Here is a 24,166-nt window from a genome sequence, read left to right on the forward strand (position 1 = left end):
GCCTCATGCGGGCGGCAGGACTGCCTTCAGACCACCCAGAAATGAGCGCACGTGCATGCCGACCACCGTCTCGGCATCGAGCGGATTGGCATCGCGATAGATATGGCGGCGGATGGCCAGATGCGACACCGCGCCGTGCAGGATCCAACCGATTTCCTGCATGTATGCCGGATCTTCCGGCGGGCGCAACTTCGCCTCGCGCGCGGCTTCTTCGACAATCATCTCCAATAGGTGCGTGACGATTCCCGCAATGTAAGTCGGCGCCATTCCCTCTTCGGACAGCGATGCATACAGGAAAAGGCGCAGCCAGCGTCGCGTCAGGATGCAGTCGTAATATTCCTTGTAAAACGCCATCAGGCGCTCCTCGATCGGCTTGCTGCGATCCCTGAGCTGGACGAACCAGATTGCCTTGATCGGTCCCGCGATCTCCGTCTCGTAAACTGCATTCAGCAAGGCTGCCTTGTTGGGAAACAAGCTGTACAGCAGCCGCTGCGACACGCCGCACGCGTCAGCCAGGGCACGCGTTTGCGCCGTGAGTCCGTACTCGGAAAAAAATTCGTACGCCTTGGTCAGGATTTGTACACGGCGTTCTGCCTGCGGCATGCGTGCAGTCGGGCGCCGGCCCTTGCTTTTCGGGGCCACGGATTTTTTGTGCCGGCTTTCGGCCAGCAGGTCGGACTTTGCTTTCATCGTTGTTTTTTGGCTTGGCGCACAGGCCCGCCCATGTTTGTGGCAAAATATATCGTCAGTTGACGATATAAGAAATGGATCGAGGAGGTATTTTACCCAACTTCCTTGGTCGGGTATTCATTCAAAGGGAGAAAAAAAGTGATTCTCGAAATGCGCACCTATCAGGTGCAGGCAGGCAAGGCGCCTGAGTTCCTGAAAATCTATCAGGAAAACGGTCTCCACATCATCACGCGTTACGCCAAGCTGGTCGGCTGCTGGACCAAGGAATCCGGCACGCTGAACTCGATTGTCTTTCTATGGGGTTATGACGATTTCGGCCATCGCAGCACCCAACGCTCGCTGTTGGCGGCCGATAAGGAATGGCAAGCGTTCGTGCCTTCGATTCTCCCGTACCTGGTCCATCAGGAAAGCGTTTTCCTGAATCCGGTCAGTTTCTCGCCGATCAAGTAATCCCATGCCGGTCAGCGTCTTTGAAATCTTCAAAATCGGCATCGGGCCGTCGAGCTCGCATACCGTGGGCCCGATGTGCGCGGCCCGCCAGTTCGCGCAGGATCTGGAAGCCGGCGGCCTTCTCGGCCAGGTCGGCAGCGTGACTGTCGACCTTTATGGCTCCCTTGCGTTGACCGGCACCGGACATGGGACCGACCGCGCGATCCTGCTCGGCCTCGCCGGCAAAGCGCCGGACACCGTGGATGTCGACAGCATCGGCCCGACGCTGGCCGCGATCCGTCAATCGGGGACAATCTCGCTCCTCGGCAAGCACCTGATTCCCTTCTCGGAAACGTCGCATCTCTTGTTCCACATGGGGCGCACGCTGCCGCAACATCCCAACGGAATGCGCTTTACCGCAAGCGATACGCATGGCCGACTGCTGCTGCAGCAACTCCTGTTTTCCATCGGCGGTGGCTTTGTCGTGAGTGCCGACGAGATCGGCAAGCCCGTACAGTCACCGGTCGCCTGGCCGCACCCCTATCGTTCAGCGCAGGACATGCTGCGGATCGGGCGCGAACGGAACATGTCGATCGCAGCACTCGCTTTCGAAAACGAACAGGCACTGCGCAGCGAGCGTGACATCATCGTGGGAATCGACCGCATCCGGACCACAATGCGAGCATGCATCGAACGCGGCCTGAAACAGGAAGGCACTCTGCCCGGCGGGCTCAATGTTCGCCGCCGCGCACGCCACCTGCATGAACGCCTGCTCGAAAAAAAGAATGTGCAACCCTTGCAAGAGCTGGATTGGGTCAATGCGTTCGCCGTTGCGGTCAATGAAGAGAACGCCGCAGGCGGCCGGGTCGTCACCGCACCGACCAATGGCGCAGCCGGCATCATCCCCGCAGTCCTGCGCTTCTATGAACAGTTCTGCGACAACGCGTCGACACAGGGCATGCGCGACTTCCTCCTGACCGCCGCGGCGATCGGCTCGCTATACAAGGAAAACGCCTCGATCTCGGGTGCTGAAGTCGGATGTCAGGGCGAGGTCGGCGTCGCTGCCTCCATGGCTGCGGCAGGGCTGGCCGCCGCCCTCGGCGGCACCAACGAACAGATCGAGAACGCCGCCGAGATCGGCATGGAACACAACCTCGGGCTCACCTGCGACCCGATCGGGGGCCTGGTGCAGATTCCCTGCATCGAGCGCAACGCGATGGGGGCAACCAAGGCCATCAATGCAGCGCGCCTGGCCCTCTGCGGCGATGGAACGCACCATGTATCACTGGACAAGGTGATCGAGACGATGCGGCAGACCGGCGCGGATATGCACAGCAAGTACAAGGAGACTTCGCTGGGCGGGCTGGCGGTGAGTGTGGTGGCTTGTTGACGGATGACGGTGAAGCGCTCGACTCTTCGGCGATTCCGTACCCCACCAAGGGGCTACGGAATTACCGAAGAGAGACACAGCCCGATTCCCCGATCGCCGCTGGCCCTTTCGCGTACGCGACCCGCAAATCCTCCGACAACACAATCCCGTTTTTCACCGCCGTCATCTCCGCAAGAATCGAGATCGCAATCTCCGCAGGCGTCTTGCTGCCAATATAAAGCCCAACCGGCCCTCGCAAGCGCGCAATCTGCTCATCATCCAGATCAAACAGCTTAAGCCGCTCGCGTCGTTTGGCGTTGTTGGCGCGCGACCCAATCGCGCCGACATAAAAAGCATCGGACTTCAAGGCCTCCATGAGCGCCAGGTCATCAAGCTTCGGATCATGCGTCAACGCCACCACGGCGCTGCGGCGATCCAGCTTCATTTCGATCACAACATCATCCGGCATGGCATGCCGCAATTCGACTCCCGGAACCTGCCAGCCATCGCGATATTCTTCGCGCGGATCGCACACCGTCACGGCGTAATCCATGCCAGCGGCAATCTGCGCGACAAAGCGCGATAACTGCCCTGCTCCAATGAGCACCAGGCGCCAGCGCGGCCCATGAATCGTCGTCAAGGCATGCTCCGATGCCTGCATGCTCATGCCGGCACCCGCCGGTCCCAACACGACCCGCCCTGTTGCGAGATCGAGGCGGCGTGCTACCAATTCGCGGCGGGAAAGCCGCTGCAGCAATTCATCAATGCGGCTGTCTCCGCACAAGGGTTCGATCGCCAGTTGTATCGTGCCGCCGCACGGCAGACCAAAGCGATGTGCCTCGTCCGCCGTGATCCCGTAGGTGATCAACTCCGGACGCGCTCGGGTGATCCCCTCTTTGCGCACGCGCTCGATCAGATCGTCCTCGATACATCCGCCCGACACCGATCCGACCACGCGGCCATCCTCGCATATCGCGAGCATCGCGCCTTCCGGCCGCGGACTCGAGCCCCAGGTCTTGATGACGGTCACGAGTTCGCATTTGCGGCCTGCGTTGATCCATTCGTCGCAGGCTTTCAATACTTCGAGATCGATGCTGTCCACGGATGCCCCTTCGCTCTATGCGCGTGACAGATATTGCTCCACCAGGCGCACCCAGTAGGTCGCACCTATCGGCAGCAAGGCGTCGTTGAAATCGTAACTCGGGTTGTGCAGGTTGCACGGACCCAGTCCGTGCCCCACCGAGCGATGGTCGCCTTCGCCGTTGCCGATGAAGACATAGCAGCCCGGCTTTTCCTGCAGCATGAAAGCGAAGTCTTCCGCCCCCATTGTCGGCTCGACCGCTGGATTGACATTCGCTTCGCCGACGATCGATTTCATGACGTCGACCGCGATGGCGGTTTCCTTCGCATGATTGATGAGGGCCGGATAAAGGCGCTCGAACTTGAATTCGATCTCCGCCTCAAAGGCGGCGGCCGTATGTTCCGCCATGACCCGCATGCGGGTTTCAATCAGGTCCAGCACCTCCGGCCGGAAGGTGCGCACGGTCCCGATCAGGCGTGCTGTGTCGGGAATCACATTGGTCGCGCTGCCGGAATGGATTTGCGTCACCGACAACACGCCGGCGTCGAGCGGGCTCTTGTTGCGGCTGATGATGGTCTGCCAGCCCTGCGCGAGCTGCAAGGCAACCATGATCGGGTCTATGCCCTTGTGCGGTTGCGCGGCGTGCGCGCCCTTCCCCTTCACGATTACTTCGAACTCGTTCGATGAGGCCATCATCGGCCCCGGCGTGACGCCGAAAGTGCCGACCGCCTGCCCCGGCCAGTTGTGCATGCCGAACACCGCGTCCATCGGGCATTGCGCAAAGAGTCCGTCATCCATCATCCGTTTGGCGCCGGCGCCGACTTCCTCGGCCGGCTGAAAGATCAGGTAGACGGTACCGTCGAAATGCCGCTGGCGCGACAGATACTGCGCTGCGCCCAACAGCATCGCCGTATGGCCATCGTGACCGCAGGCGTGCATCCTTCCGTCGTGCCTGGAAGTATGGGCGAAGGTATTCGCTTCCTGCATCGGCAGCGCATCCATGTCGGCGCGCAAACCGATCGCGCGCTGGCTGTTGCCGTTCCTGATGATGCCAACCACGCCGGTCTTGCCCATGCCCCGCACAATGGGGATGTTCCACTCGGTCAGTTTTCCGGCAACCAGATCGGCGGTTCGCTGCTCTTCGTAGCAGAGTTCGGGATGCGCATGAATGTCGCGCCGGATCTGTTGCAATTCGGGATGGAACTGGATGATCGGATCAATCAGGTTCACGCGTTTCTCCGGAGAGTGGATAGTTGGCGAAAAAGGCGCGCGAGGCGCCTTTTCTCAGGTGATGACGTCGAGCGCAGGTCAGAAGAAATGACGCAGGCCGACGTTGACGCCACGATCGCCGATGCCGGTATCGGAGCCGTTGTTGACGGTGAATGTCGCGCCATTCTTGTTGCTGATGCGCGAATAAACCGTGTAGACATCGGTGCGCTTGGACAAGGCATAGAAGTAGCCGAGCGCGAACTGGTTGGCATCATGGTTGGCGGCGGTCCGGTCATCCTTGCGGATATAGGATGCGCGCACCGTGCTGGCGCCGAATGGCACCGTTGCGCCGATCAGGTAGTCGCGATTGTCTGTGGAACCCTTGGCGGCCGGACCGTCGTTGTCGCTGTAGGCAAGGTGCAACTTGGCGACGCCGAAGTCATATGTGCCCGCGAGCATGGTGTTCCTTGTGCTGGCGATGGTCGACGGATTGCCGTTGCGATTGTGGTAGGCAAGACGCACATTCACCGGACCAGCCACATAGCCGATGGAACTCCCCAGCTGGCGGCCGGCCGAGTTGTCGCCTGCGACTTCGCCAAGGCCATACAGGACGTCGGCGGTAAAGCCGTTGAAGGTCGGCGTGGTGTATTTGATGGCGTTATTGACGCGCACGCCATCCGGATCGATCAGGTTATGCGCCTGGCCGGAAAAACCGACATTGAACGGATCGGCCACTTGCGCGATCGCAAGGAAGCGCGGGCTGTACTGGCGTCCCAGCGTCAGTGCGCCCGAATTGCCCTTCAGGCCGACGAATGCCTGGCGTCCGTACATGAGTCCGCCCTGGCTCAGCGCACCAGTGTCGGCGGTGAAGCCGGACTCCAGCACGAAGTTTGCCGACATGCCGCCGCCGAGATCTTCGGTACCGCGAAAGCCGATGCGCGAACCAAACGGATTGGACAGCTTGGTGGCTGAGCCGGCCGCGCCGCCGCCCTGGAAGTCCAGTGCGAGATCCATGATGCCGTAGACAGCAACATTGGTCTGCGCCGAAGCGGCTCCAGCGAATGCACCCAGCACAGCAAGCGCAAGTAGCGATTTTTTCATTAGTCTCTCCTGAGGAAGCAGTATTTTTGAGTATCGATTTGTTTGACGGTGACTTCGTGTTGCCTGCCGAACCGTCAGGTCGGCATTTGCTGCAAATCTCTTATCGCGCCAGTGCCACGAAATAACCGAAACCGAAGCCGATGGCGCACGTAAAGACGGCCATCCATGCGGGCACAGCGCTGTATATCGAAGGCGGAGCGGATGACGGAACCGATGCCATTGCCGTGGTTGCGGCGGCTGCGCTCGCCCGCGGCGCCGCTGCCGGCGCAAGTGGAGCCGACACGGCTTCCGCCGGCATGCCGGCGCCGTCGAAGTGACGGGCGAATGCCGTGAAGAAGTCGTCCGCGTTCTTCTTTGCAACGGTTTGCACGAGACGGCTGCCGACGCTTGCCAGCTTGCCGCCGATGTCCGCCTCCGCCACGTATTTCAGCGTCGTGGCGTCGCCATTGCCGGCCAGCGAAACGCGCGCAGTCATCTTCGCGAAGCCGGCCGCGCCGCCCTGCCCTTGACCGGTCAATGTGTAGCCATTCGGCGCATCAAGCTCGGACAACAGCACGCTGCCCCGGAAAGTTGCGGAGATCGGCCCGACCCTCGTGCCGACGATGGCGGCAAACTCCGTGTCAGAAACCTTGTCGAGCTGCTTGCAGCCGGCAATGCACGTCTGCAGCACGGCCGGATCGTTCAACGCATCCCATACCTGCTGCTGCCTGGCCGGAATGCTGTATTCACCTGAAAAATCCATCGCCATGCTTATTTCTCGTAGTGTTTGAAGAGCGCCTGCGTGCCGTTGCGGCCGTAACCTTGCGCTGCGAGTTGTTCGTAGAGTTTGCGGGCCAGCGAGACGCCCGGCAGATCGAGCTGCATGCAATGCGCCTCGGCCAGGGCGATGCCCAGATCCTTGATGAAATGCTCGATGAAGAAACCCGGCGCGAAGTCGCCCTTGATGATGCGAGTGCCAAGCACGTTCAGCTGGAAGCCGGAGGCCGCGCCGCCGCCGATGGACTTGAGCACAGTGTCGAGATCGAGGCCGGCGCGCTTGCCGTAGGCCAGCCCTTCGCACACGCCCATGATGGTCGAGGCAATCACGATCTGATTGCACATCTTGGTGTGCTGGCCGGCGCCGGCACCACCCTGCAGGACGATGCTCGTGCCCATGCGCTGCAGCACCGGCAATGCCTTTTCAAAGGCCGCAGGATCGCCGCCAACCATGATCGCCAGCTTAGCGTCGCGCGCGCCGACGTCCCCGCCGGATACGGGCGCATCGATGGCATAGCACTTCTTCTTGTCCGCTTCGGCTGCGATGCGCTCGGCCAATGCCGGACTGGAAGTCGTCATGTCGATCAGGACCGCACCCCGGTTGGCGCGTGCCACGATACCGTTTTCGCCCAGGTAGATCTCTTCGACGTCATGCGGAAATCCCACCATCGTGATCACGATGTCCGATGCCGCAGCGACGTCGCCGGGCGTATCGCACCAGGTGGCGCCCCTGACGACCAGCTCATCCGCCTTGTCGCGGGAGCGGTTGTAGACGTTGAGCCGGTAGCCCGCGTTCAAGATATGCCCCGCCATGCTGCGGCCCATGATGCCAAGGCCGATGAAGCCGATGCGGGTGCTCGTGTTTGCACTCATTTGTGATTCCTCTCCTGTTTGTCGCGCAGCAGTTCGCGCAGATACATCGGGGTAAGTGGCTGCCTGTCGACGACGACGCCAAAGGGTGCAAGCGCATCATTGACGGCATTGGTCAGCGCGCCGATCGCGCCCATCACGCCACCCTCGGCCATGCCTTTGATGCCGGCGGGCGTGGCGCGGCTCGGCGTGTGCATCGGCAGGATGTCGAAATGGGGAAGCTCATGCGCCGTGGCGACCAGATAATCGGCCAGCGTGCCGGACAGGTTCTGTCCACCTTCGTCGTAATGCACATGCTCGTAGAGCGCGCCGGACAAGCCCATGGCGATTGCGCCATGCTGTTGCCCCTCGACGACGACGGGACTCAGCACGGTGCCGCAGTCTTCCGCAACCAGGTAGCGCATAAAGCGGATCGCACCTGTTGCGACATCCACCTCCACCTCGCACATATGTGTCGAGTTGGAATATGTCATCGGCGGCGGATCGTAGGTCTTGTGGAACTCAAGGCCCGGACTCATTCCCTCAGGCAGTGCCAGGGGGTCGAGATAGGCCGTACGCGCAATGTCGGCAAGCGTCAGTCGGGTATCGCTCCATTCGCCGCCCTCGGCACGCTGAACACGGCCACCCGCCATCCGCAGCGAAGCGCTATCCGGGAGTTCGAGGAGCTTTGCGGCGATGGCAAGCACCTTGGCGCATGCCTCTTGCGCGCAGAGGTACAGCGTACCGCCGCCTGCGGTGCCGCCACGCGCGCCACGGCTGCCCATGCCGTAAGGAGCCACATCGGTATGGCCAAGATGCAGGTGTACCTGCTGCGGCGGAACGCCCAGACCTTCGGCGGCGGCCTGTGTCAATGAAGTCTCGTAGCCCTGCCCGGTTGCGCCAAGCCCGACGGACACATTCACAGCCCCCGACGGTTCGATGCGCAACCATGCGGCCTCGTGGCCGGAACCGGCGATGCCGGCCGACTTGTAGAAACGCGAACCGTAGGTGGTGGATTCAACCACCGTGCACATGCCGAGGCCGAGGTAACGCCCCTCTGCCCGCGCGCGCTGCTGCCGGTCGCGAAATTCCTGGTAACCGATCTTTGCCAGAGCCGCTTCAAAGGTTTCGCGCGGCGTGATGTCTGCGAGCACCTCGCCAGTCGCCATCGTGTAGGGCAAGTCTTCCGGATGGAGCATGTTGATCCGGCGCACCTCCACCGGGTCGAGCCCGAGTTCACGCGCGATCGCATCCATCGTGCCATCCATTACCCAGCTGGTAATCGCCATGGGCGCGCGCATGGGGCCGTTGCCAACCTTGTTGGTCAACACCACCTTCACGTCGAACGTGTAGTCCTGCACCTTGTATGGCCCGGTCAGGATCATGGCCACCACACGCGCCAGATAGTTGCCGGGATAGAAGCTGTAGGCACCGAAGTCCTCAATGATTTCCAGCTCGAGGCCGAGCAAGCGGCCGTTGGCGTCGACGGCCGCCCGCGTACGGCAAAAATCTTCCCGCGATTGCGAGGATGCCAGCAGATTTTCCATCCGGTCCTCGCGCCAGCGCACCGGCCGCTTCATGTGGCGCGCAATAGCGGCAACGCTCAGTTCTTCGCGGTACAACGCGATCTTCTGGCCGAAGCCTCCGCCCACATCTGGCGAAATCACGGTGACCTGCGATTCGGTCAGCCGCATGCGTGCTGCCAGCGTGGTGCGGTAAGGATGCGGCACCTGCGTGCCGACATGAAACGTGAGGTGCTGACGTCCCTCATCCCACACGGCGATGCAGCCGCGTGTCTCGATCGGCAGATGCGTCTGGCGGTGTTGCGAGAAGGTGCTTTCGATCACGCGAAAGGCTTCGCGCTTGCGGAACTCGACATCGCCATGTTCCGAACGCTGGTGTGACAGCAGGTTTGACGGCAGGCTCTCATCAACTTTCGGCGAACCGGCGTCGAGCGCGCGCCACATGGTGGCGACCGCTTCGAGCACTTCGTATTCGACGACCACTTTTTCGATCGCGTCCTCCGCGAGATAGCGATCGGTCGCGATGATGCAGGCCACAGGATCGCCCTGGAAGCACACCTTGGCGACGGGCAGCGTATCCATTTCCACCGGCTGGAGGCCGTCTATCGGTGGCGCCATGCGCAACTTCGTTGTCCACTGCGCAAGGTCATGACCGGTGAAAACCGCAAGGATGCCGGGCATCTCCAGTGCGGCCTCGACATTGACCGAGAGAATCCGTGCGTGCGCGTGCGGAGAGCGTACAAAACACGCGTGCAGCGCGCCCGGCACATCGATGTCGTCGATGTAGCGACCATGGCCGGTCAGCAGCCGCCGGTCCTCGCGGCGCGGCACATGCTTGCCGATGGACTGAAAATCAGCGCTTGTCATGCCCGCCGCCATTCTTCATTTGCTCCGCTGCCTTCCTGATCGCCTTGACGATGTTGTGATAGCCGGTGCAGCGGCAGAGATTGCCTGAGAGCGCCTCGCGAATTTCTTCTTCACTCGGATCGGGGTTGTTCTTGAGGAATGCCTCGAAGGTCATCACAATGCCCGGCGTGCAGAAGCCGCATTGCAGGCCGTGCTCCTCGTGCATTGCCTGCTGCAGCGGTGACAGCTTGTCATCGTGCGCTACCGACTCGATGGTTGAAATCTCATGTCCTTCCATCTGCACCGCGAAGCTAAGGCAGGAACGCGTTGCCTTGCCATCGACCAGAACCGTACAGGCGCCGCACACGCCATGCTCGCAGCCGACATGCGTACCGGTGAGATGACAGTCCTCACGCAGCGCATCCGATAGCAGCTTGCGCGCCTCGACCTGAATCTCGTGGTTGATGCCGTTGACTGTCAGTGTGACGGGGAGCTTGTCCATCATGCTTGTCCTTCTGCGCGTCCAATGGCGCTCTCGATGGCGCGTTTGACCAGGGTCGCCGTGATCTCCCTGCGAAATTCGGCAGGAATGCGCGCATCGTCTTCCGGCGCGACGGCGCCACGCACGGCCTGGGCAAGCTCGCCGATCCACCCGGCATCGGCGACACGGCCCGAAAATAAGCGCGCGACCGCCTCGTACGCGACCGGGACAGGCCCGGTCCCGGCGATGCCGACCCGCAGCCGCGCCGCGCGACCTGCCTGCAAGGCAACGGTGATGGCGACAGCGACAATGGCGAAGTCGCCGTGTCGCCGGTTGAACAATTGAAACGATGCGCCTTCATCCGGCGTCGCCGCAGGGAAGCGCACCGAGAGAATGATTTCATCCGGCTCCAGCGCGGTTGCCATGACCGACAAAAAGAATTCGGATGCGGGTATCGTGCGCTGTCCACGAATGCTGACGACCTTGATCTGCGCACCGAGGGTCACGGCGACCAGGGCGAGTTGCGCTGCCGGATCGGCATGGGCAAGGCTGCCGCCCAGCGTGCCGCGCTGGCGGATCGCGTAGTGTCCGATGGTTTGCGCAGCCTGCGCCAGCAAAGGGCAACGGCTCTTCACCACTGCCGATTCTTCAATCTGATGATGACGGGTGAGCGCACCGATTTCGAGTGCATCGCCGGCGTCGCGGATGTAAGCCAGCTCGGTGAGATCGTTCAAGTCGACCAGATCGGACGGCGTCGCAAGACGCATGTTCATCATCGGGCCGAGACTCTGCCCGCCCGCAATCACCTTGACATTCTCGCCGCTATGCGCGAGCTGTTCGAGCGCCTCTTCGAGCGAACTCGGACGGTGATAGGAAAAGGCTGCCGGCTTCATTGCACGCCTTTACCAGACCAGGGTGTGGCCGCTCTGCTTGTCGAACAGATGCAGGCGATTCAGATTCAGTGCGAGACGAAGGTTCTCGCCGTCCTTGTGCTGGACTTCCTTGCCGACGCGGAAGAACAGCTTCACGCCTTCGGCTTCAAGCTCCAGGAACTGGTCGGAGCCGACCGGCAAGACGGAAATGATCTTGCCCTGCACGCACTCGCGCGCGCGCTGCTCGGCGTGGGCATCGACGTCCTCGGCGCGAATCCCCAGCACGACGGCGCGGCCGGAGTCGCCCGCTACTTTTTGCGCAATGTGCGGCGGCAGGATGATTTCAAGCTGGCCGCGCTTGAACAGCACGGCGTCGCCGGCCACCACGATATTCCCTTCGAGGAAATTGATGGGCGGGTTGCCGAGGAAGGATGCGACGAACATATTGCTCGGTCGCTCGTAGATGGCGTCCGGCGTGCCGATCTGCTGTACCACGCCACTGCGCATGACGACGATACGATCGGCGAGCGTCAATGCTTCGGCCTGGTCGTGCGTCACATACACGAACGTGGTCTGCATCGCCTGGTGCAATTGCTTGATCTCGGCGCGCATGGAAATACGCAATGCGGCATCGAGGTTCGACAACGGCTCGTCCATCAGGAATGCGAGCGGCTGGCGCACCATCGCGCGGCCGAGTGCGACGCGCTGGCGCTGACCGCCGGAAAGCTGGTCCGGGCGGCGTTCCAGTAGCGGTTCGATTTCAAGTCGGCGCGCGGCGTCGCGCACGCGCTGGTCGATCTCGTCGCTCGGATGCTTGCGCATGCGCAGGCCGAAAGCGATGTTCTCGTACACCGTCTTGTGCGGATACAGGGCGTAGCTCTGGAACACCATCGCCACGTCGCGCCTGTGCGGCGGGACGGTATTCATCACCTCATTGTCGAAGTACAGGTTGCCTTCGGTGACGTCCTCCAGCCCTGCGATCATGTTGAGCGTAGTCGATTTGCCGCAGCCCGACGGGCCGAGCAGGACGAGGAACTCCTTGTCGGCGATGTCGAGGTTCAGGTTGTCGAGCGCGACGTAACCGTTCGGATAACGTTTCCCGACGTTTTCGAATTTAATGCGTGCCACTGGATTTTCTCCTTAGCCTTTTACCGCGCCGGCAGTCAGGCCGGAGACGATGTAGCGTTCGAACATGATGGCGATGATCACCGGCGGAATGATCGCCAGCACGCCCGCTGCGTTGATGAATGAAAAACTGATCGTGAAGTCGGACGTGAACGACGCGACCACGATCGGCATGGTTTGCGAGGCCGGCGTTTGCGTAAACATCAGCGCCAGCAGGAATTCGTTCCAGCTCGTGAGGAAGGTGAACAACACGACCGCGACCAGCGAGGGCAGCGCGAGCGGAAGGAACACCAGCGTCAGCGTCTGGAATCGTGAACAGCCGTCCACCCGCGCCGCCTTGTCGAGTTCATCCGGCAGCGACTCGAAGTAGCCGAGCAGGATGAAGATGCTGAAAGGAACCGTGATCGCGAGATAGGTGATGATGAGCGACAGCAGGTTATCCAGCAGGCCCAGCTTTTGCACGAACAGGAAGAACGGCACGACGAGTGCGATGTCCGGGATCACGCGCGTGGTGAGCATGAAGTAGATCGATGTCGATCGCCCGATGAAGCGGATCTTGGCCATCGCATACGCTGCCGGCACGCTGACCAGCAAGTTGAGAATGACGACGGCGATCGCCACGATGAAGCTGTTCCACATGGACGGGAGCAGGTTCTTCGCGGTGGACGGAATGAAGCCGCCGGTTGCCGTATCTCCTTCTTTGCGCGTCTCGTAGGTGACGACTTTTTCCTTGGCCTTGAAGATGGCGTTGAAGTTGTCCATCGTCGGCGCGTGCGGTACCCAGTGCGGCGGCACGGAGGTGATTTCCGCTTCGGACTGGAACGAGGACGAAACGAGCCAGCCGATCGGCGCCAGCACGTAGACGATGAACAGCACGGAGGCTATGAATAGCAGGGCGCGCCTGCCGAGGTGAGCGATATTCATGTTCAGAGCTTCTTACCCATGCTGCGGATGATGAAAAAGGCCAGCACGAAGGTGACGATCGCCATGATGTAAGCGAGCGCCGCGCCGGTGCCGAATGCCAGCTTGCGGAAGGTCTCCACGTACACTTCCCATGCGACCACATGCGATGCGTCGGCCGGACCGCCTTCGGTCAGGATGAAGAACATGTCGAAGTGGCGAATTGCCATCATCGTTTCGTAAATCATGACCAGCAGGAAGCCGGGCTTGAGCGAAGGCAGCGTGATGTGAATGAAGCGTTGCCACACGTTGGCGCCGTCGACCTTGGCGGCGCTGTACAAGTCCGGCCGCACCGATTTCAAGGTGACCAGCAGGAGAATGGTGGCGAGCGGCACTTCCTTCCACACGAAGGCGTTTGTGATAAGCAGCAATGTCTTGTCGACATCGCCGAGCAGCACGATGTATTTCTGGATGAAGCCGAGTTGCAGCAGCAGTCCATTGAGCGCGCCGTAGCTGGAGTCGTAGATCCATTTCCACATCAATCCGTTGGCCACATAGGGAATGGCCCAGGGGACCAGCAGGACGGCGGACAAGATGCGGCGGCCGCGGAATTCTTCGTTCAGCAGAATGGCCATCAGCATGGCGATGAGCATGATGCACGCGACCGATACCACGGTGAACGAGGTGGTGCGCCACACCGAGGTCCAGAACATCGGATCCTGGAACAGGTGCACATAGTTGTCGAACCAGACGAAGGGCGCCCGGTGCGGGCGCGACAGCTTCAGGTCGAACAGGCTGATCCAGAACGAGTAAAGAATTGGAAAGACGGCAACGACGCTCAGTACGAGCATCATCGGCGCGATGAAGATCATCGCGCTCTTCTGGTCGTATGCGCTCGATGGATAGCGAAAGGCGCTGCGCGGACCACTGCTTTTGATTTTCATCGGTTCGGTCTTTCAAGGAGTGGAACGATGCTGGGCATCGCTCCGTCTCGGCATGAGCAGGGCCAATCAGGGCGCCCAAGCGGCGCCCTGATTGCCTGCGGGGTTTACCCCTTGGGGAGGGTTCGTCTTAGCTCTGCTTCTTGAGCTGGTTCCAGGTCTGGGCGGACTTCTTCAGCGCGTCGGCAACTGAAGTCTTGCCGAGGACGGCCGACTGCCATGCCGTCCCGTTGACTTCGTCCCACTCGCCGAACCAGCGGGTCACAACGTCTTTCTTCTTGACCAGCTGCTGCTGCTTCTCGTACATCGCGATATCGGAGTACTTCTGGTATGAAGCGCGGATGTCGGGATCCTTGAAGAGTTCCTTGGCGCCGAAGCCGGAACCGACATCGGTGAAGAGCATTTTCTGGAACTGGTACTTGCCGTCCGCCTTGCCGCCAAACCATTCGATCAGCTTCGCCGCATTCGCCGCGCGGGACTTGTCGGCAGCCGCCTGCGCAGTCATGCCATGGAAACGCATCCAGCCGACGGTGGCGTGCGAACCTTGCGGACCGGCAGGCATCATGGCCTGGTGGACGCGGCCGGCGATCTGCGACTGTTTCGGATCGTTGAGAGTGCGGATGCGATAGCGGCTCAACAAGGCGAACGCATGGTTGCCGGCGCCGAAGGCTTTCAATCCGTTCAGCTCGCCGGTTTCCACGCACGCCGGGGAAATGATCTTGTGCTTGTTGACGGCATCGGCAATCCACTGCAAGGCCTGCTGTGCGCCCTTCTTCGGGTCATCCATCAAGGCATTGCCGTTGTCGTCCGTGAAGCGTCCGCCGTGCGAATACACCATGGCGGAGAGGAATTCGATCAGCCAGCTTTCGCGCGCCATCGACAGCATCATCGGGTACTCGCAGATACCGGCCTTCTTGATTTGGAGCGACTGCGCCACCAACTCTTCCCAGGTGCTCGGCGGCGCCTTGATGCCGGCCTTCTTCAGCTTTTCCTCGTCGTAGAAGAAAGCCATGTAATCGGAGTAGTAGGTGAGGCCGTACTGCTTGCCGTTGTATTGCATCGACTTGGTGCAGAAGTCGTCGGTCTCGGCGTTGTACTTCATCAGCTCCGGGAAGTTGTTCACCGGCGCGATCCAGCCGGCGTCAGCCCACTCGGGAAGCCAGCTGTCGGAAACCCATAGCACGTCAAGCGGCGCCTTCCCGACAAACTTGGTAACCATGGTGTCGCGATACTGCGCCCATGGTGCATTGTTGTAGACGGTCTTGATCCCGGTCTTGGCTTCGAATGCGGTCAGATGGCTTTTCACCGCATCGACCGCCGCCGACCAAGTGTAGAAGTTGATCGCATCGGCAGCGTGCGCGTTGCCCGCCAGCGAAAAGATGCCCGTTCCTGCGAGGCCGGCTGCCGCCGACATCTTCAGGAAGTCGCGCCTGCTTGAATGATTGTTGCTCATTGCTCCTCCGTTATTGTTGGCTGCGCTTTTTGGACCCGCAGCACCGCATAAAACCCTGTGCACCGTTATTTTTCTTATTTTGCGAATTATTGCCGGAAATATTTATATCGTCAAGTGACGATATAAATATTTTTATCGGGAGCGATTTGAGCCTATTGATTTCAGCAATTCGCTGCTATCGGCCTACACAAGACCCTGCAGAGCAAACAATGTGGTCAAATTTTTATCGTCGTACGACGATAAAAATGACAAAATAGAAATGCAACCAACGACCTCGACGTGGCCGTCAGCGCGTATCCGCAGGGGAGAAAGAAAAGTGCTGGCGCTACGCCGGCAGTCATCGCAACGGGTGCCCCGCGTTACTTTCCGGGCTGTGAGCGGGCGATGATGCGGAGGCGGAATATGGGCATCCGGGAGGCTGCCTCAATCCACCACTCGGATGGGAATGCCGAAATCCGGTTGCCGACATAACCGGATTTCGCATGGCAGACGCGTATCAGATGCCAGGCAGCGTCTTCGTCTGCCCTTCCCAATGCGGCGGTTCCCTCGTCAGCAGATCGCGCGCAAACTGCTCCGCCGGCACGGGCTTGCTCAGGTAATAGCCCTGCAGCAGATCGCAGCGCTGTTCGCGCAGGAAGCGCAACTGCGCTTCGGTCTCCACGCCTTCCGCCACCACTTCAAGTCGCAGGCTGTGGGCCAGCGCAATGATGCCGGTCACGATCGACGCGTCATCCGAGTCGTCCGGCACGTCGCGCACGAAGGAGCGGTCGATCTTGATGATGTCGACCGGAAAGCGCTTCAGGTAGGACAAGGATGAATAGCCGGTACCGAAGTCGTCGATCGACAGCCGCACACCCAGGCTACGCAAGCGATGCAATGCCTCCAGCGTATCCTGCGCATGCTCCATCAAGGTGCTTTCGGTGATCTCCAGCTCCAACAGATTGGCTGGCAGGCCGGTGTCTTCCAGCGCACGTTCCACGATCTCCGCGAAGTTCTTTTGCAGCAGCTGCTTGACCGACAGATTGACCGCCACCCGCATGGTCCGTCCCGCCTGGTTCCAACGCTGCATCTGCGCACAGGCAGTCCGCAACACCCATTCACCGATCGGATTGATCAGCCCGGTTTCCTCGGCCAGCGGGATGAACTCCACCGGCGACACCATGCCGCGCGCAGGATGATGCCAGCGCACCAGCGCTTCCACACCAATGATCATGCCATTGTCGACGCGCGCCTGCGGTTGATAATGCACATCGAGTTCGTTGCGTTCGATCGCGCGACGCAAATCGTTTTCCATCCGCACATGCTCCGAAATCGAACGCTCCATCGAAGGCTCGAAGAACTGGAAGCCGCTGTTGGTTTTCTTCGCGCGGTACATGGCGGTGTCGGCATGCTTGAGCAAGGTGCCGACGTCGGTGCCGTCGTGCGGATAGATCGAAATGCCGACGCTGGTGGTGACAAAGATATCGTGCCCGTCGATCTGGAAAGGCGTTGCCAGTGAACGACAGATATTCTGCGCCGCGGCGACGGCCGCGTTGGGACCGACGACTTCGGCCAGCACCACGGTGAACTCGTCGCCTCCGAGGCGCGCCACGCAATCTGCATTGCGCACACTGCGGCGGATGCGTTGCGCCACCGCCACCAGCAACTTGTCGCCGATATCATGACCGAGCGTGTCGTTGACGTTCTTGAAGCGGTCGAGGTCGAGGAACAGCACGGCGATCGACTCGCCGGCGACACGCGCCTGTTCGATACGTCGTCCCAGCTGGTCGATGAACAGCGCGCGGTTCGGCAGGCCGGTCAGCAGATCGTTGTAGGCGAGATGACGAATGCGCTTCTCGGCCTGATTGGCTTCGATGATGCGCCGCACGCGCTGTGACAAGACGGCGAAGTGGATCGGCTTGGGAATATAGTCGCTGGCCCCGGCGGCGAACGCGCGCTCGACCGAGGTATTGTCTTCCAGCGCAGTAATCATCAGCACCGGAATGGCGCGTCCATTGGGCAATTCCTGCACGCGGGCGCAAGCGGTAAAGCCGTCCATCACCGGCATCACCGCATCCATCAGAATTACGTCCGGCTGCAGGCGTTTGAGCATCAGCAAGGCCTGCGCGCCGTCGGCGGCCTCTTCGACCTGGAAGCCATCGCGTTGCAGCGTGTGACGCAATGAGCTGCGCGTGCTGCGATCGTCGTCGACGATCAGCACCTGCGCCACTTCCTCTCCCCTGCGGATGCTCAAGCGGTCCTCGACATAGGCTTCCGTGCCTAGCACCATCGCCACCGCGTCGAACGCCTGCCGCAGGCGCGGCAATAGCGGACGGATATCGGCCACCCGGTGCTCGATGGCCAGATCTTCCGCTTCCTTCGCTAGCTGTGCCAGGACAGTCGCGCCCAGGTTGCCGCTGCTGCCCTTGACCGAGTGAGCCATGGCGCGCGCTGCATCCGCATTACCGTCCTGCACTGCCTGCTCCAATTGCGTCAGGTAGTCGGGCGTGTCTTCCAGGAAGGGCGTGATCGTTTGCCGAAGTGCCGGCCCCAGTATCTCGCGCAACTTGTCGAACACGAGCTGGTCGATCGGATTGTTATCGAGGTCGTTGACGCTGACTTCCGGCAGTTCCGATCGCCCGCCGTGCTCATGCCGCGACAGCCAGCGTTCCAGCTTGAAGCGCAGTTCGACCAGGGTGATCGGTTTCGCCAGATAGTCATCCATGCCGGCGGCCAGGCATTTTTCTGCATCGCCCTGCTGCGTATTGGCGGTCATCGCCACAATGGGAGTACGCCTTCCGAGCGGTTCCTCGAAATTGCGGATATGCGCCGTCGCCTCGTAACCGTCCATCTCCGGCATGCTGCAGTCCATCAGGATCAGGTCAAAGCGGCCTCGGCGCGCCGCCTCGACTGCCTCGCGTCCATTGGAGGCAAACTCGCACTCGCAGCCGTTCATCGTCAGCATGCCGGCGGCGACCATCTGATTGGTGCGATTGTCCTCGGCGACCAGCACCCGGAATTCCTTGGCGACGCGATGCCTTGCGAGCGGCTGCGAGGGCGGAAATAGCGACACGCCGATCGCCTGTTCTCCCGGGAGCAAGCGGCGCACCGCCTCCATCATCCGATCGCGGCGCAAGGGCTTGCCGAGATACATGTCGGCCCCCAGCGAACTGCTGCCCATCGGCGACGCATAGCGATCCAGCACCAGCATGCGCGGCACTGTCATCTGGACTTCGACACGAATCCGGCGCACCAGATCGCTGCCGCGCTCGTCGATCGCGTCCACGTCCATGATCAGGAGGTCATAGGGGGTGCGGGCATGTTCGCCTCGCGCCAGTTCGGCCAGCGCCTCGGCGCCATTGGTCACGGCATGGCAACGCATGCCCGCGGACGCCAGCGTCTGCTCGATGAACGCTCGCACGATTTCACTTTCGTCCACGGCCAGCACGCGCTTGCCGAACAATGTGCGATCGTCGGCCGACAGCGCCTGCGTATCGCTTTGCCTGCAGCTCGCGGTGAACCAGAAGGTACTGCCCCTGCCCTTTTGGCTGCTCACGCCGAGTTCGCCCTTCATCAGTGCAACGAGCTGCTTGCAGATCGCCAGGCCAAGCCCGGTGCCGCCGTATTTGCGCGTGGTCGAACGGTCCGCTTGCGCAAATGAGTCAAAGATATGCTTGACGGCATCCTCGCTCATGCCGATGCCGGTATCGACCACATCGAAACGCAGTCCGAAGTCGTTCTCCTCGATGCAGGAAATCCGCACAGCGACCTCGCCGTGTTCGGTGAATTTCACCGCATTGCCGATCAGATTCAGCAACACCTGGCGCAGACGCAGCGAATCCCCCCTCACCCGTTCCGGAACGCCGGGTGCCATCAGGTAGCCGATCTCCAGCCCCTTTTGCTGCGCCTGCTTGGCGAGCAGTTCGATCACTTCCTCGACCAGTTTGCGCAGATCGAAGTCGACCTCGTCCAGTTCCAGCTTGCCGGCCTCCATCTTGGAGAAGTCGAGAATGTCGTTGATCAGCTCGATCAGCGCGCGCGATGAATTCCACGCCACATCGACGCATTCCTGCTGACGCTTGGTGAGCTGCATTTCCTTGAGCATGTCGAGCATGCCGACCACGCCATTGAGCGGCGTGCGCACCTCATGACTGACCGTCGCCGCGAATTGGGTCTTCATCAAGGCGGTATGCAATGCCTCGTCGCGCGATTGCTTCAGCTCGGCTTCGCGTTCTTCCAGCACGCCCATCATCTTGTTGAACGCATGCGCCATTTCCACGATGTCGCGCGGTCCGTTCGGTACGGCACGCATGCCGGATTCGCCCGCTTCGGCGCGCCCCATCAGCTTGGACAACGCCTGCAGCGGTTGCAGCATGCGACGCGCAAGCAGCCGCATGATCCCCAGCAGAACCGCCGCGAACGACAGCGTGACGGCCAAATTGCCGATCAACAGCGACGCGATCAGCTTGTTCAGTGTTCCCTTGCCGATCGTCACATGGACATAGCCGAGCAATTGCGGCTGGCGTTCCTGCATCTCGAATGGCGAGGAATCGGACTGCCCGCCGTACACGGGTGCACTGAAATACCATTCGTTGTCGGTTTGCTGCTCCAGCGTTGCGCGCGACACCGGCTGGCCGGTAATGCGGCTTTGCGGCGGCAGATCAACACCGGCCTTTGCCTGCGACAGCAGCACCTTATGCGCGGCGTCGGTAATTTCCACCTGCAGCACATCGGGAAATGCGAGCGTCGTGGCCACACCTTCGCGCACGTTCTCGGGCGAGCGGTAAAGCAGCGCAAGAATACTCTGTCGCGCCAGGTTCTCGGCGATGCGCTGCCCCTGCTCGACCAGGTAGCCTTCCATCCGGCGACCGGCCTCCCAGGAGTTCATCAATGAAGAAAACAAGGCCAGTCCGAGAATGGCAGCGGTGACCGTGATGGTCAGCTGCCTTCGGAAGCCGGTGCGGCTCAGTGAATCGCGGAACATAGGGTCACACTCACTGCAGGCCAAGGCGTGCGCAGGCGCGTCGCCATGTTGAACGGACCATCAAGCCATCCGGCAGAAAACAGGTGTTCCAGTCTTGTGCGAGTCTATACATCAAGGCTCCGGGAAAATGAAATCGAAATTGCGTTGTTCTTGATAACCGATGCTCAAGCCGATATGGCTGGCGGTGCGCAGATTCACCGCGGTCTGCACCTCGCGCAAGGGCTGTACGCCGCGGCGACGTGAATCGCCCGCCATGGCAGCAAGCGCGGAACCGGCCAATGTGCGACCGAGTTCCAGATTGTTGGGATAGAGCGCGAACAGCGCGCCTTTTTTCACATGCAGGAAGCTGCTGGAAAACACCGGCACGTTGCGGTTCCAGGATTCCTTCAAGACGAGTGGCAGGATGATGGTTTCATCGACCGTGGTCGCGTCCTGCGGCAACCAGATGGCATCGCGCCGGGCTTCGCTGTAAGCGAAGGCGGATTCATACAAGCGCGCCGCGCTGGCAAGATCACGCGCCTCGTGTGCCACCAGCTCCAGGCCTTGCGCCTTCGCTGCTTCGCGGGCGAACTTGATCAGCCATTCATTGTTCTGCGGGTTGTAGATGACGATCACCCGCTTGACACCAGGCAGCAGACTTTTCAGGCGGGAGAACAGCAGCGCCGGATCCGGCGTCAGGCTCACACCGGTCAGATTGCGCGTTTCGTTTTCCGGCACCGCCAGCACGCCGCCGACCACGACCGGAATATCGCGGTCGAGTCCCGATACCGCCTTCAGTCCCTGTCGGCCCAGCGCAATCACCACTTTCGCCCCGTTGCGTTTCAGCTGCGCCCCGAGTTCGGCAGATTCCACGTTCGGCCCGATCGGATAATGACGCACCGCTGACTTCGCACCGTCTTCGATGCCCTCAATGATCCTAGCGAAGATGCTGCGATACGGTTCGCCGATATCAGGATAAACAATGGCCAGCGCCCCCGCGGTGGCAGCAAAGTCGCCGCGTCGCGCCTGGTCCCCCAACTCGGCAAGAGTAATCGGATTGAGGTCCTGGTATCTTGCCTTGGGCCCGATCTCAATCGGTAACTGGACTGCTGGCGTATTCGCCTGGTAGCCGGCAGCAAGCGGCTCCGGCTTCGCAGACAGCATTCCCTGGCCGGCATGGGCGGCAGCCAGCGCGAGCAGCAGCAAAAAGCCGAACCCGAAACGCAACGCGCCAATCTGCAAGCAGCTCATCATTGAGCATTCCCAGCGAACATATGCCTTTTTGAAACAAACAGTTACCGATAGTATCGAAGGATAGCGCAGATGGATGCTTTGGAGAAAGGTTCCTGAGTTGCGCGCGAAACGCCCCACGCTAAATTACAACGCTCCGGACACGAGGTCGGTAATGACCTCCACTTTCCTGAGTCGGGTTCAGATCAACGCTAAAGGCTATGCTGAACCTGGAAATAAACGGCCCGACCAGGCAACGGCAAATCAAATGGAATATTCCCCGGTGCGAAGCTCGGCTCCCTCGCATCGCGATTAAATAGGTTAAGCACCGTCGCGCGGAAGTCCCAATTGCCGGCAAGCTTTTCTCGTTGCAAAGTCATGTCGACGGTGGTGTAGTCGGCAATCTGCGGGCGGTTGTCACCCGGTTGGCGCCGGCGATCGGCGACGTGATTGATTGTGGTGCCCCATTGCCATGACGGAGCCAAGCGCCAGTCTGCTCGCAAGAAAAGACGCTTGCGCGGAGCCAATCCCGCATCCTGCCCAGTCGCCTCATCTGTGGAATGCTGGAGTGAGTAACTACCTGTCAAGCGCAGGTTCCGCGTCGCATCCCAGGTTGTCTCCAATTCGAGGCCGCGCCCTGTTTGGTCTCCGGTATTCTGCGCTGTTGAGCCCGTAGTCGGATCGGTATTCGCTGTAAAGCGGATGATGTCCCTCATCTTGTACTGGAACAGGCTGAGGTTGGTCTCCAGACTCGATGCCGGCTTCCAAGAAAATGCAAGTTCGTTGGTCGCGATGGTCTCAGGCCTGAGGTTGGCATTACCGATTGTCACCGGGTTGTTGATGCTATAAAGCTCGGTGAAATTCGGCGCCCTGAACGCGCGCCCATGCATTGCCTTGACAGTCAAATTGTACGCAGCGTCCCATACCAAAGCGAGACGTGGATTGGTTGTACTTCCAAAATCCGAATAACGGTCGTGACGCACGCCTGCTGTAAGCGACCAGTCTTTTGCGAGGTTCCATTCGTCTTGAGCGAAGACATAAGCTAAATGTCGCTTATGCGGTTGCATGTAGATGAATGAGGGGTTACCCGTAGCATCGACTATGCTCGGCAGTGGGAGAAATACAGGACCAACACCTGGAACTGTTACCAGATTGAAGTTCTTGAATTCTCTCGTGTCGTATAAATCCTCCTCCCGGGCACCAGCTCCGATTCTGACTCGATGATCGCTAAAGCCAGTGTAGAAGGATGACAGACTGAAATGTGAATGGCGTTCTGAGTGGCCAGGATTCCCGAATACCCCATTCGGGAATGTTCCGCCAAATGCTCCTGGCGGGAATAACATATACGCAGGATCTCCTGGCTGCTCCTTGACATCGTAATAGCCAAAAACCGCAGAAACGTCCCAATTCGGTGCCCAGTTCGCATCCCGATAAGTCATGTCCAGGTACAAGCGTGAAGCTGGTGCACGACTATTCGGATCCAGGCTTTCCGCCAAACCAGCGCCGATGCCAACCTCTCGCTGTTGAAAACCCGCGCGAAAGCGCCATTGATCTAATGCGAGGTCAGCACGAGCATCAACTGCATTTCGAACTGCATTGACACGCCCCGGCGCAAGCGAAGCGTTGGTCCCGAAAACAGGGTCGAGGAGAGACTGTAGGTCTCGCTGTATCACGCCTTTCTGTCCATCGGTATGTCCGACTCGAAGATAGAACGCGGCCTCCAGCGCGCCAATGTTGCCGCCGTGCTGAATCCACGCGTCACGCGTATTGAAACTACCGGCTCGCAGGCCATACTCGGTGCCCTTGATGTCCGCGGCCGTTTTCGTAATGACGTTAATCACACCCGAGTATGCATCTGCTCCATATAGCGCTGACCCAGGCCCGCGAATTATCTCGATCCGTGCAATATTCTCAGTTGGCATCCCCCCCCAAACTTGACTGCGGTTTCCAAGAAAAACCGTGGTAATTGGGATGCCGTTGACCAGCATTAGAACTTGAGGATTGTAGCCTGTGAATATGCCGCGAAAACTATAAATGGGGTTAAAGGCCTGTGAATAGACGGAAACATGAAGACCGGGCACGCTTTCCAACACCTGATCAAGATCCGTCACGCCCATCGCTTCAATCTCCCGGCTTGTAATGACGGTTGCCACCGCCGGTGCCCGAGCAATCGATTGTTGGCTACCTGTAGCGATGCTTATCGTTTCCTTATCGCCGTATGCAAGGGCGAGATCCTCCTCATCGGCAGTCTGTGCAGAAGCAATGTCGGCCAACGAGAGAGCAAGTACGGCACAAAACGCTCGACGTTGCAACGGTCGCATAATCTTTTCCCCTTTAATCTTGCACCAACATGCTCGGCCTCTGATCAG

18 protein-coding genes are annotated in these 24,166 nt (G+C 60.3%); 2 read left to right on the forward strand and 16 right to left on the reverse strand.

Annotated features, from left to right (window positions below; genetic code table 11):
- Positions 1-3 precede the first annotated feature (3 nt).
- Positions 4-690 carry a TetR/AcrR family transcriptional regulator gene (locus E6W33_RS01140; RefSeq protein ID WP_136413384.1) on the reverse strand — a complete coding sequence of 229 codons (687 nt, stop codon included), beginning with the start codon at positions 688-690 and terminating at the stop codon, positions 4-6.
- Between the two features lie 138 nt (positions 691-828).
- Here E6W33_RS01140 and E6W33_RS01145 point away from each other — a divergent pair, with 138 nt between their 5' ends.
- Positions 829-1,140, forward strand: coding sequence for an NIPSNAP family protein (locus E6W33_RS01145; protein WP_247869480.1), 312 nt, complete (start codon positions 829-831; stop codon positions 1,138-1,140).
- A 4-nt stretch (positions 1,141-1,144) separates the two neighbouring features.
- Complete coding sequence (locus E6W33_RS01150; RefSeq protein WP_136413386.1) at positions 1,145-2,509, forward strand: L-serine ammonia-lyase; 1,365 nt, start codon at positions 1,145-1,147, stop codon at positions 2,507-2,509.
- 61 nt (positions 2,510-2,570) lie between these two features.
- Here the strand turns inward: E6W33_RS01150 and E6W33_RS01155 are convergent, their stop codons facing one another.
- From E6W33_RS01155 to E6W33_RS01225, 15 genes are all read right to left on the reverse strand, one after another.
- Positions 2,571-3,590, reverse strand: coding sequence for an XdhC family protein (locus E6W33_RS01155; RefSeq protein ID WP_136413389.1), 1,020 nt, complete (start codon positions 3,588-3,590; stop codon positions 2,571-2,573).
- 15 nt (positions 3,591-3,605) lie between these two features.
- Complete coding sequence (locus E6W33_RS01160) at positions 3,606-4,799, reverse strand: M20 aminoacylase family protein (protein WP_136413391.1); 1,194 nt, start codon at positions 4,797-4,799, stop codon at positions 3,606-3,608.
- A 78-nt stretch (positions 4,800-4,877) separates the two neighbouring features.
- Entirely contained in the window at positions 4,878-5,879 is a 1,002-nt protein-coding gene (locus E6W33_RS01165; protein ID WP_136413393.1) for a porin, read from the reverse strand.
- Positions 5,880-5,979: 100 nt separating this feature from the next.
- Positions 5,980-6,627: a carbon monoxide dehydrogenase subunit G gene (locus tag E6W33_RS01170; RefSeq protein ID WP_136413395.1), complete on the reverse strand. Its 648-nt coding sequence runs from the start codon at positions 6,625-6,627 to the stop codon at positions 5,980-5,982.
- Positions 6,628-6,629: 2 nt separating this feature from the next.
- The gene (locus E6W33_RS01175) at positions 6,630-7,508 is read right to left on the reverse strand and encodes an NAD(P)-dependent oxidoreductase (RefSeq protein ID WP_136413397.1); all 879 of its coding nucleotides are present in this window, start codon (positions 7,506-7,508) and stop codon (positions 6,630-6,632) included.
- A complete protein-coding gene (locus E6W33_RS01180) occupies positions 7,505-9,874 on the reverse strand; it encodes a xanthine dehydrogenase family protein molybdopterin-binding subunit (RefSeq protein ID WP_136413399.1) in 2,370 nt (789 codons plus the stop codon). Before E6W33_RS01180 ends, E6W33_RS01175 begins: the two co-directional genes overlap by 4 nt.
- A complete protein-coding gene (locus E6W33_RS01185; RefSeq protein ID WP_136414349.1) occupies positions 9,861-10,355 on the reverse strand; it encodes a (2Fe-2S)-binding protein in 495 nt (164 codons plus the stop codon). Before E6W33_RS01185 ends, E6W33_RS01180 begins: the two co-directional genes overlap by 14 nt.
- On the reverse strand, positions 10,355-11,227 hold the full coding sequence (locus tag E6W33_RS01190; protein ID WP_136413401.1) for a xanthine dehydrogenase family protein subunit M: 873 nt from the start codon (positions 11,225-11,227) through the stop codon (positions 10,355-10,357). Before E6W33_RS01190 ends, E6W33_RS01185 begins: the two co-directional genes overlap by 1 nt.
- A gap of 9 nt (positions 11,228-11,236) precedes the next feature.
- On the reverse strand, positions 11,237-12,334 hold the full coding sequence (locus E6W33_RS01195) for an ABC transporter ATP-binding protein (protein WP_136413403.1): 1,098 nt from the start codon (positions 12,332-12,334) through the stop codon (positions 11,237-11,239).
- Between the two features lie 12 nt (positions 12,335-12,346).
- Complete coding sequence (locus E6W33_RS01200; protein WP_136413405.1) at positions 12,347-13,255, reverse strand: carbohydrate ABC transporter permease; 909 nt, start codon at positions 13,253-13,255, stop codon at positions 12,347-12,349.
- Positions 13,256-13,257: 2 nt separating this feature from the next.
- Complete coding sequence (locus E6W33_RS01205; protein ID WP_136413407.1) at positions 13,258-14,175, reverse strand: sugar ABC transporter permease; 918 nt, start codon at positions 14,173-14,175, stop codon at positions 13,258-13,260.
- Between the two features lie 127 nt (positions 14,176-14,302).
- Entirely contained in the window at positions 14,303-15,625 is a 1,323-nt protein-coding gene (locus tag E6W33_RS01210; protein WP_136413409.1) for an extracellular solute-binding protein, read from the reverse strand.
- A gap of 496 nt (positions 15,626-16,121) precedes the next feature.
- A complete protein-coding gene (locus E6W33_RS01215; protein ID WP_136413411.1) occupies positions 16,122-20,588 on the reverse strand; it encodes an EAL domain-containing protein in 4,467 nt (1,488 codons plus the stop codon).
- A gap of 111 nt (positions 20,589-20,699) precedes the next feature.
- Complete coding sequence (locus E6W33_RS01220) at positions 20,700-21,821, reverse strand: ABC transporter substrate binding protein (RefSeq protein ID WP_247869481.1); 1,122 nt, start codon at positions 21,819-21,821, stop codon at positions 20,700-20,702.
- A gap of 188 nt (positions 21,822-22,009) precedes the next feature.
- The gene (locus E6W33_RS01225) at positions 22,010-24,118 is read right to left on the reverse strand and encodes a TonB-dependent receptor (protein ID WP_136413413.1); all 2,109 of its coding nucleotides are present in this window, start codon (positions 24,116-24,118) and stop codon (positions 22,010-22,012) included.
- Positions 24,119-24,166 lie beyond the last annotated feature (48 nt).

It is taken from the genome of Herbaspirillum sp. ST 5-3, from assembly GCF_004804275.1.
Classification (GTDB): Bacteria; Pseudomonadota; Gammaproteobacteria; order Burkholderiales; family Burkholderiaceae_D; genus Noviherbaspirillum.

What these genes read in the sequence shown, in the direction of transcription:
- E6W33_RS01190 (WP_136413401.1), bottom strand. Translation starts at nt 11,227, where the DNA reads ATGAAGCCGGCAGCCTTTTCCTATCACCGTCCGAGTTCGCTCGAAGAG.
- E6W33_RS01175 (WP_136413397.1), bottom strand. Translation starts at nt 7,508, where the DNA reads ATGAGTGCAAACACGAGCACCCGCATCGGCTTCATCGGCCTTGGCATC.
- E6W33_RS01220 (WP_247869481.1), bottom strand. Translation starts at nt 21,821, where the DNA reads ATGATGAGCTGCTTGCAGATTGGCGCGTTGCGTTTCGGGTTCGGCTTT.
- E6W33_RS01180 (WP_136413399.1), bottom strand. Translation starts at nt 9,874, where the DNA reads ATGACAAGCGCTGATTTTCAGTCCATCGGCAAGCATGTGCCGCGCCGC.
- E6W33_RS01215 (WP_136413411.1), bottom strand. Translation starts at nt 20,588, where the DNA reads ATGTTCCGCGATTCACTGAGCCGCACCGGCTTCCGAAGGCAGCTGACC.
- E6W33_RS01185 (WP_136414349.1), bottom strand. Translation starts at nt 10,355, where the DNA reads ATGGACAAGCTCCCCGTCACACTGACAGTCAACGGCATCAACCACGAG.
- E6W33_RS01200 (WP_136413405.1), bottom strand. Translation starts at nt 13,255, where the DNA reads ATGAATATCGCTCACCTCGGCAGGCGCGCCCTGCTATTCATAGCCTCC.
- E6W33_RS01210 (WP_136413409.1), bottom strand. Translation starts at nt 15,625, where the DNA reads ATGAGCAACAATCATTCAAGCAGGCGCGACTTCCTGAAGATGTCGGCG.
- E6W33_RS01225 (WP_136413413.1), bottom strand. Translation starts at nt 24,118, where the DNA reads ATGCGACCGTTGCAACGTCGAGCGTTTTGTGCCGTACTTGCTCTCTCG.
- E6W33_RS01205 (WP_136413407.1), bottom strand. Translation starts at nt 14,175, where the DNA reads ATGAAAATCAAAAGCAGTGGTCCGCGCAGCGCCTTTCGCTATCCATCG.
- E6W33_RS01170 (WP_136413395.1), bottom strand. Translation starts at nt 6,627, where the DNA reads ATGGCGATGGATTTTTCAGGTGAATACAGCATTCCGGCCAGGCAGCAG.
- E6W33_RS01140 (WP_136413384.1), bottom strand. Translation starts at nt 690, where the DNA reads ATGAAAGCAAAGTCCGACCTGCTGGCCGAAAGCCGGCACAAAAAATCC.
- E6W33_RS01150 (WP_136413386.1), top strand. Translation starts at nt 1,145, where the DNA reads ATGCCGGTCAGCGTCTTTGAAATCTTCAAAATCGGCATCGGGCCGTCG.
- E6W33_RS01165 (WP_136413393.1), bottom strand. Translation starts at nt 5,879, where the DNA reads ATGAAAAAATCGCTACTTGCGCTTGCTGTGCTGGGTGCATTCGCTGGA.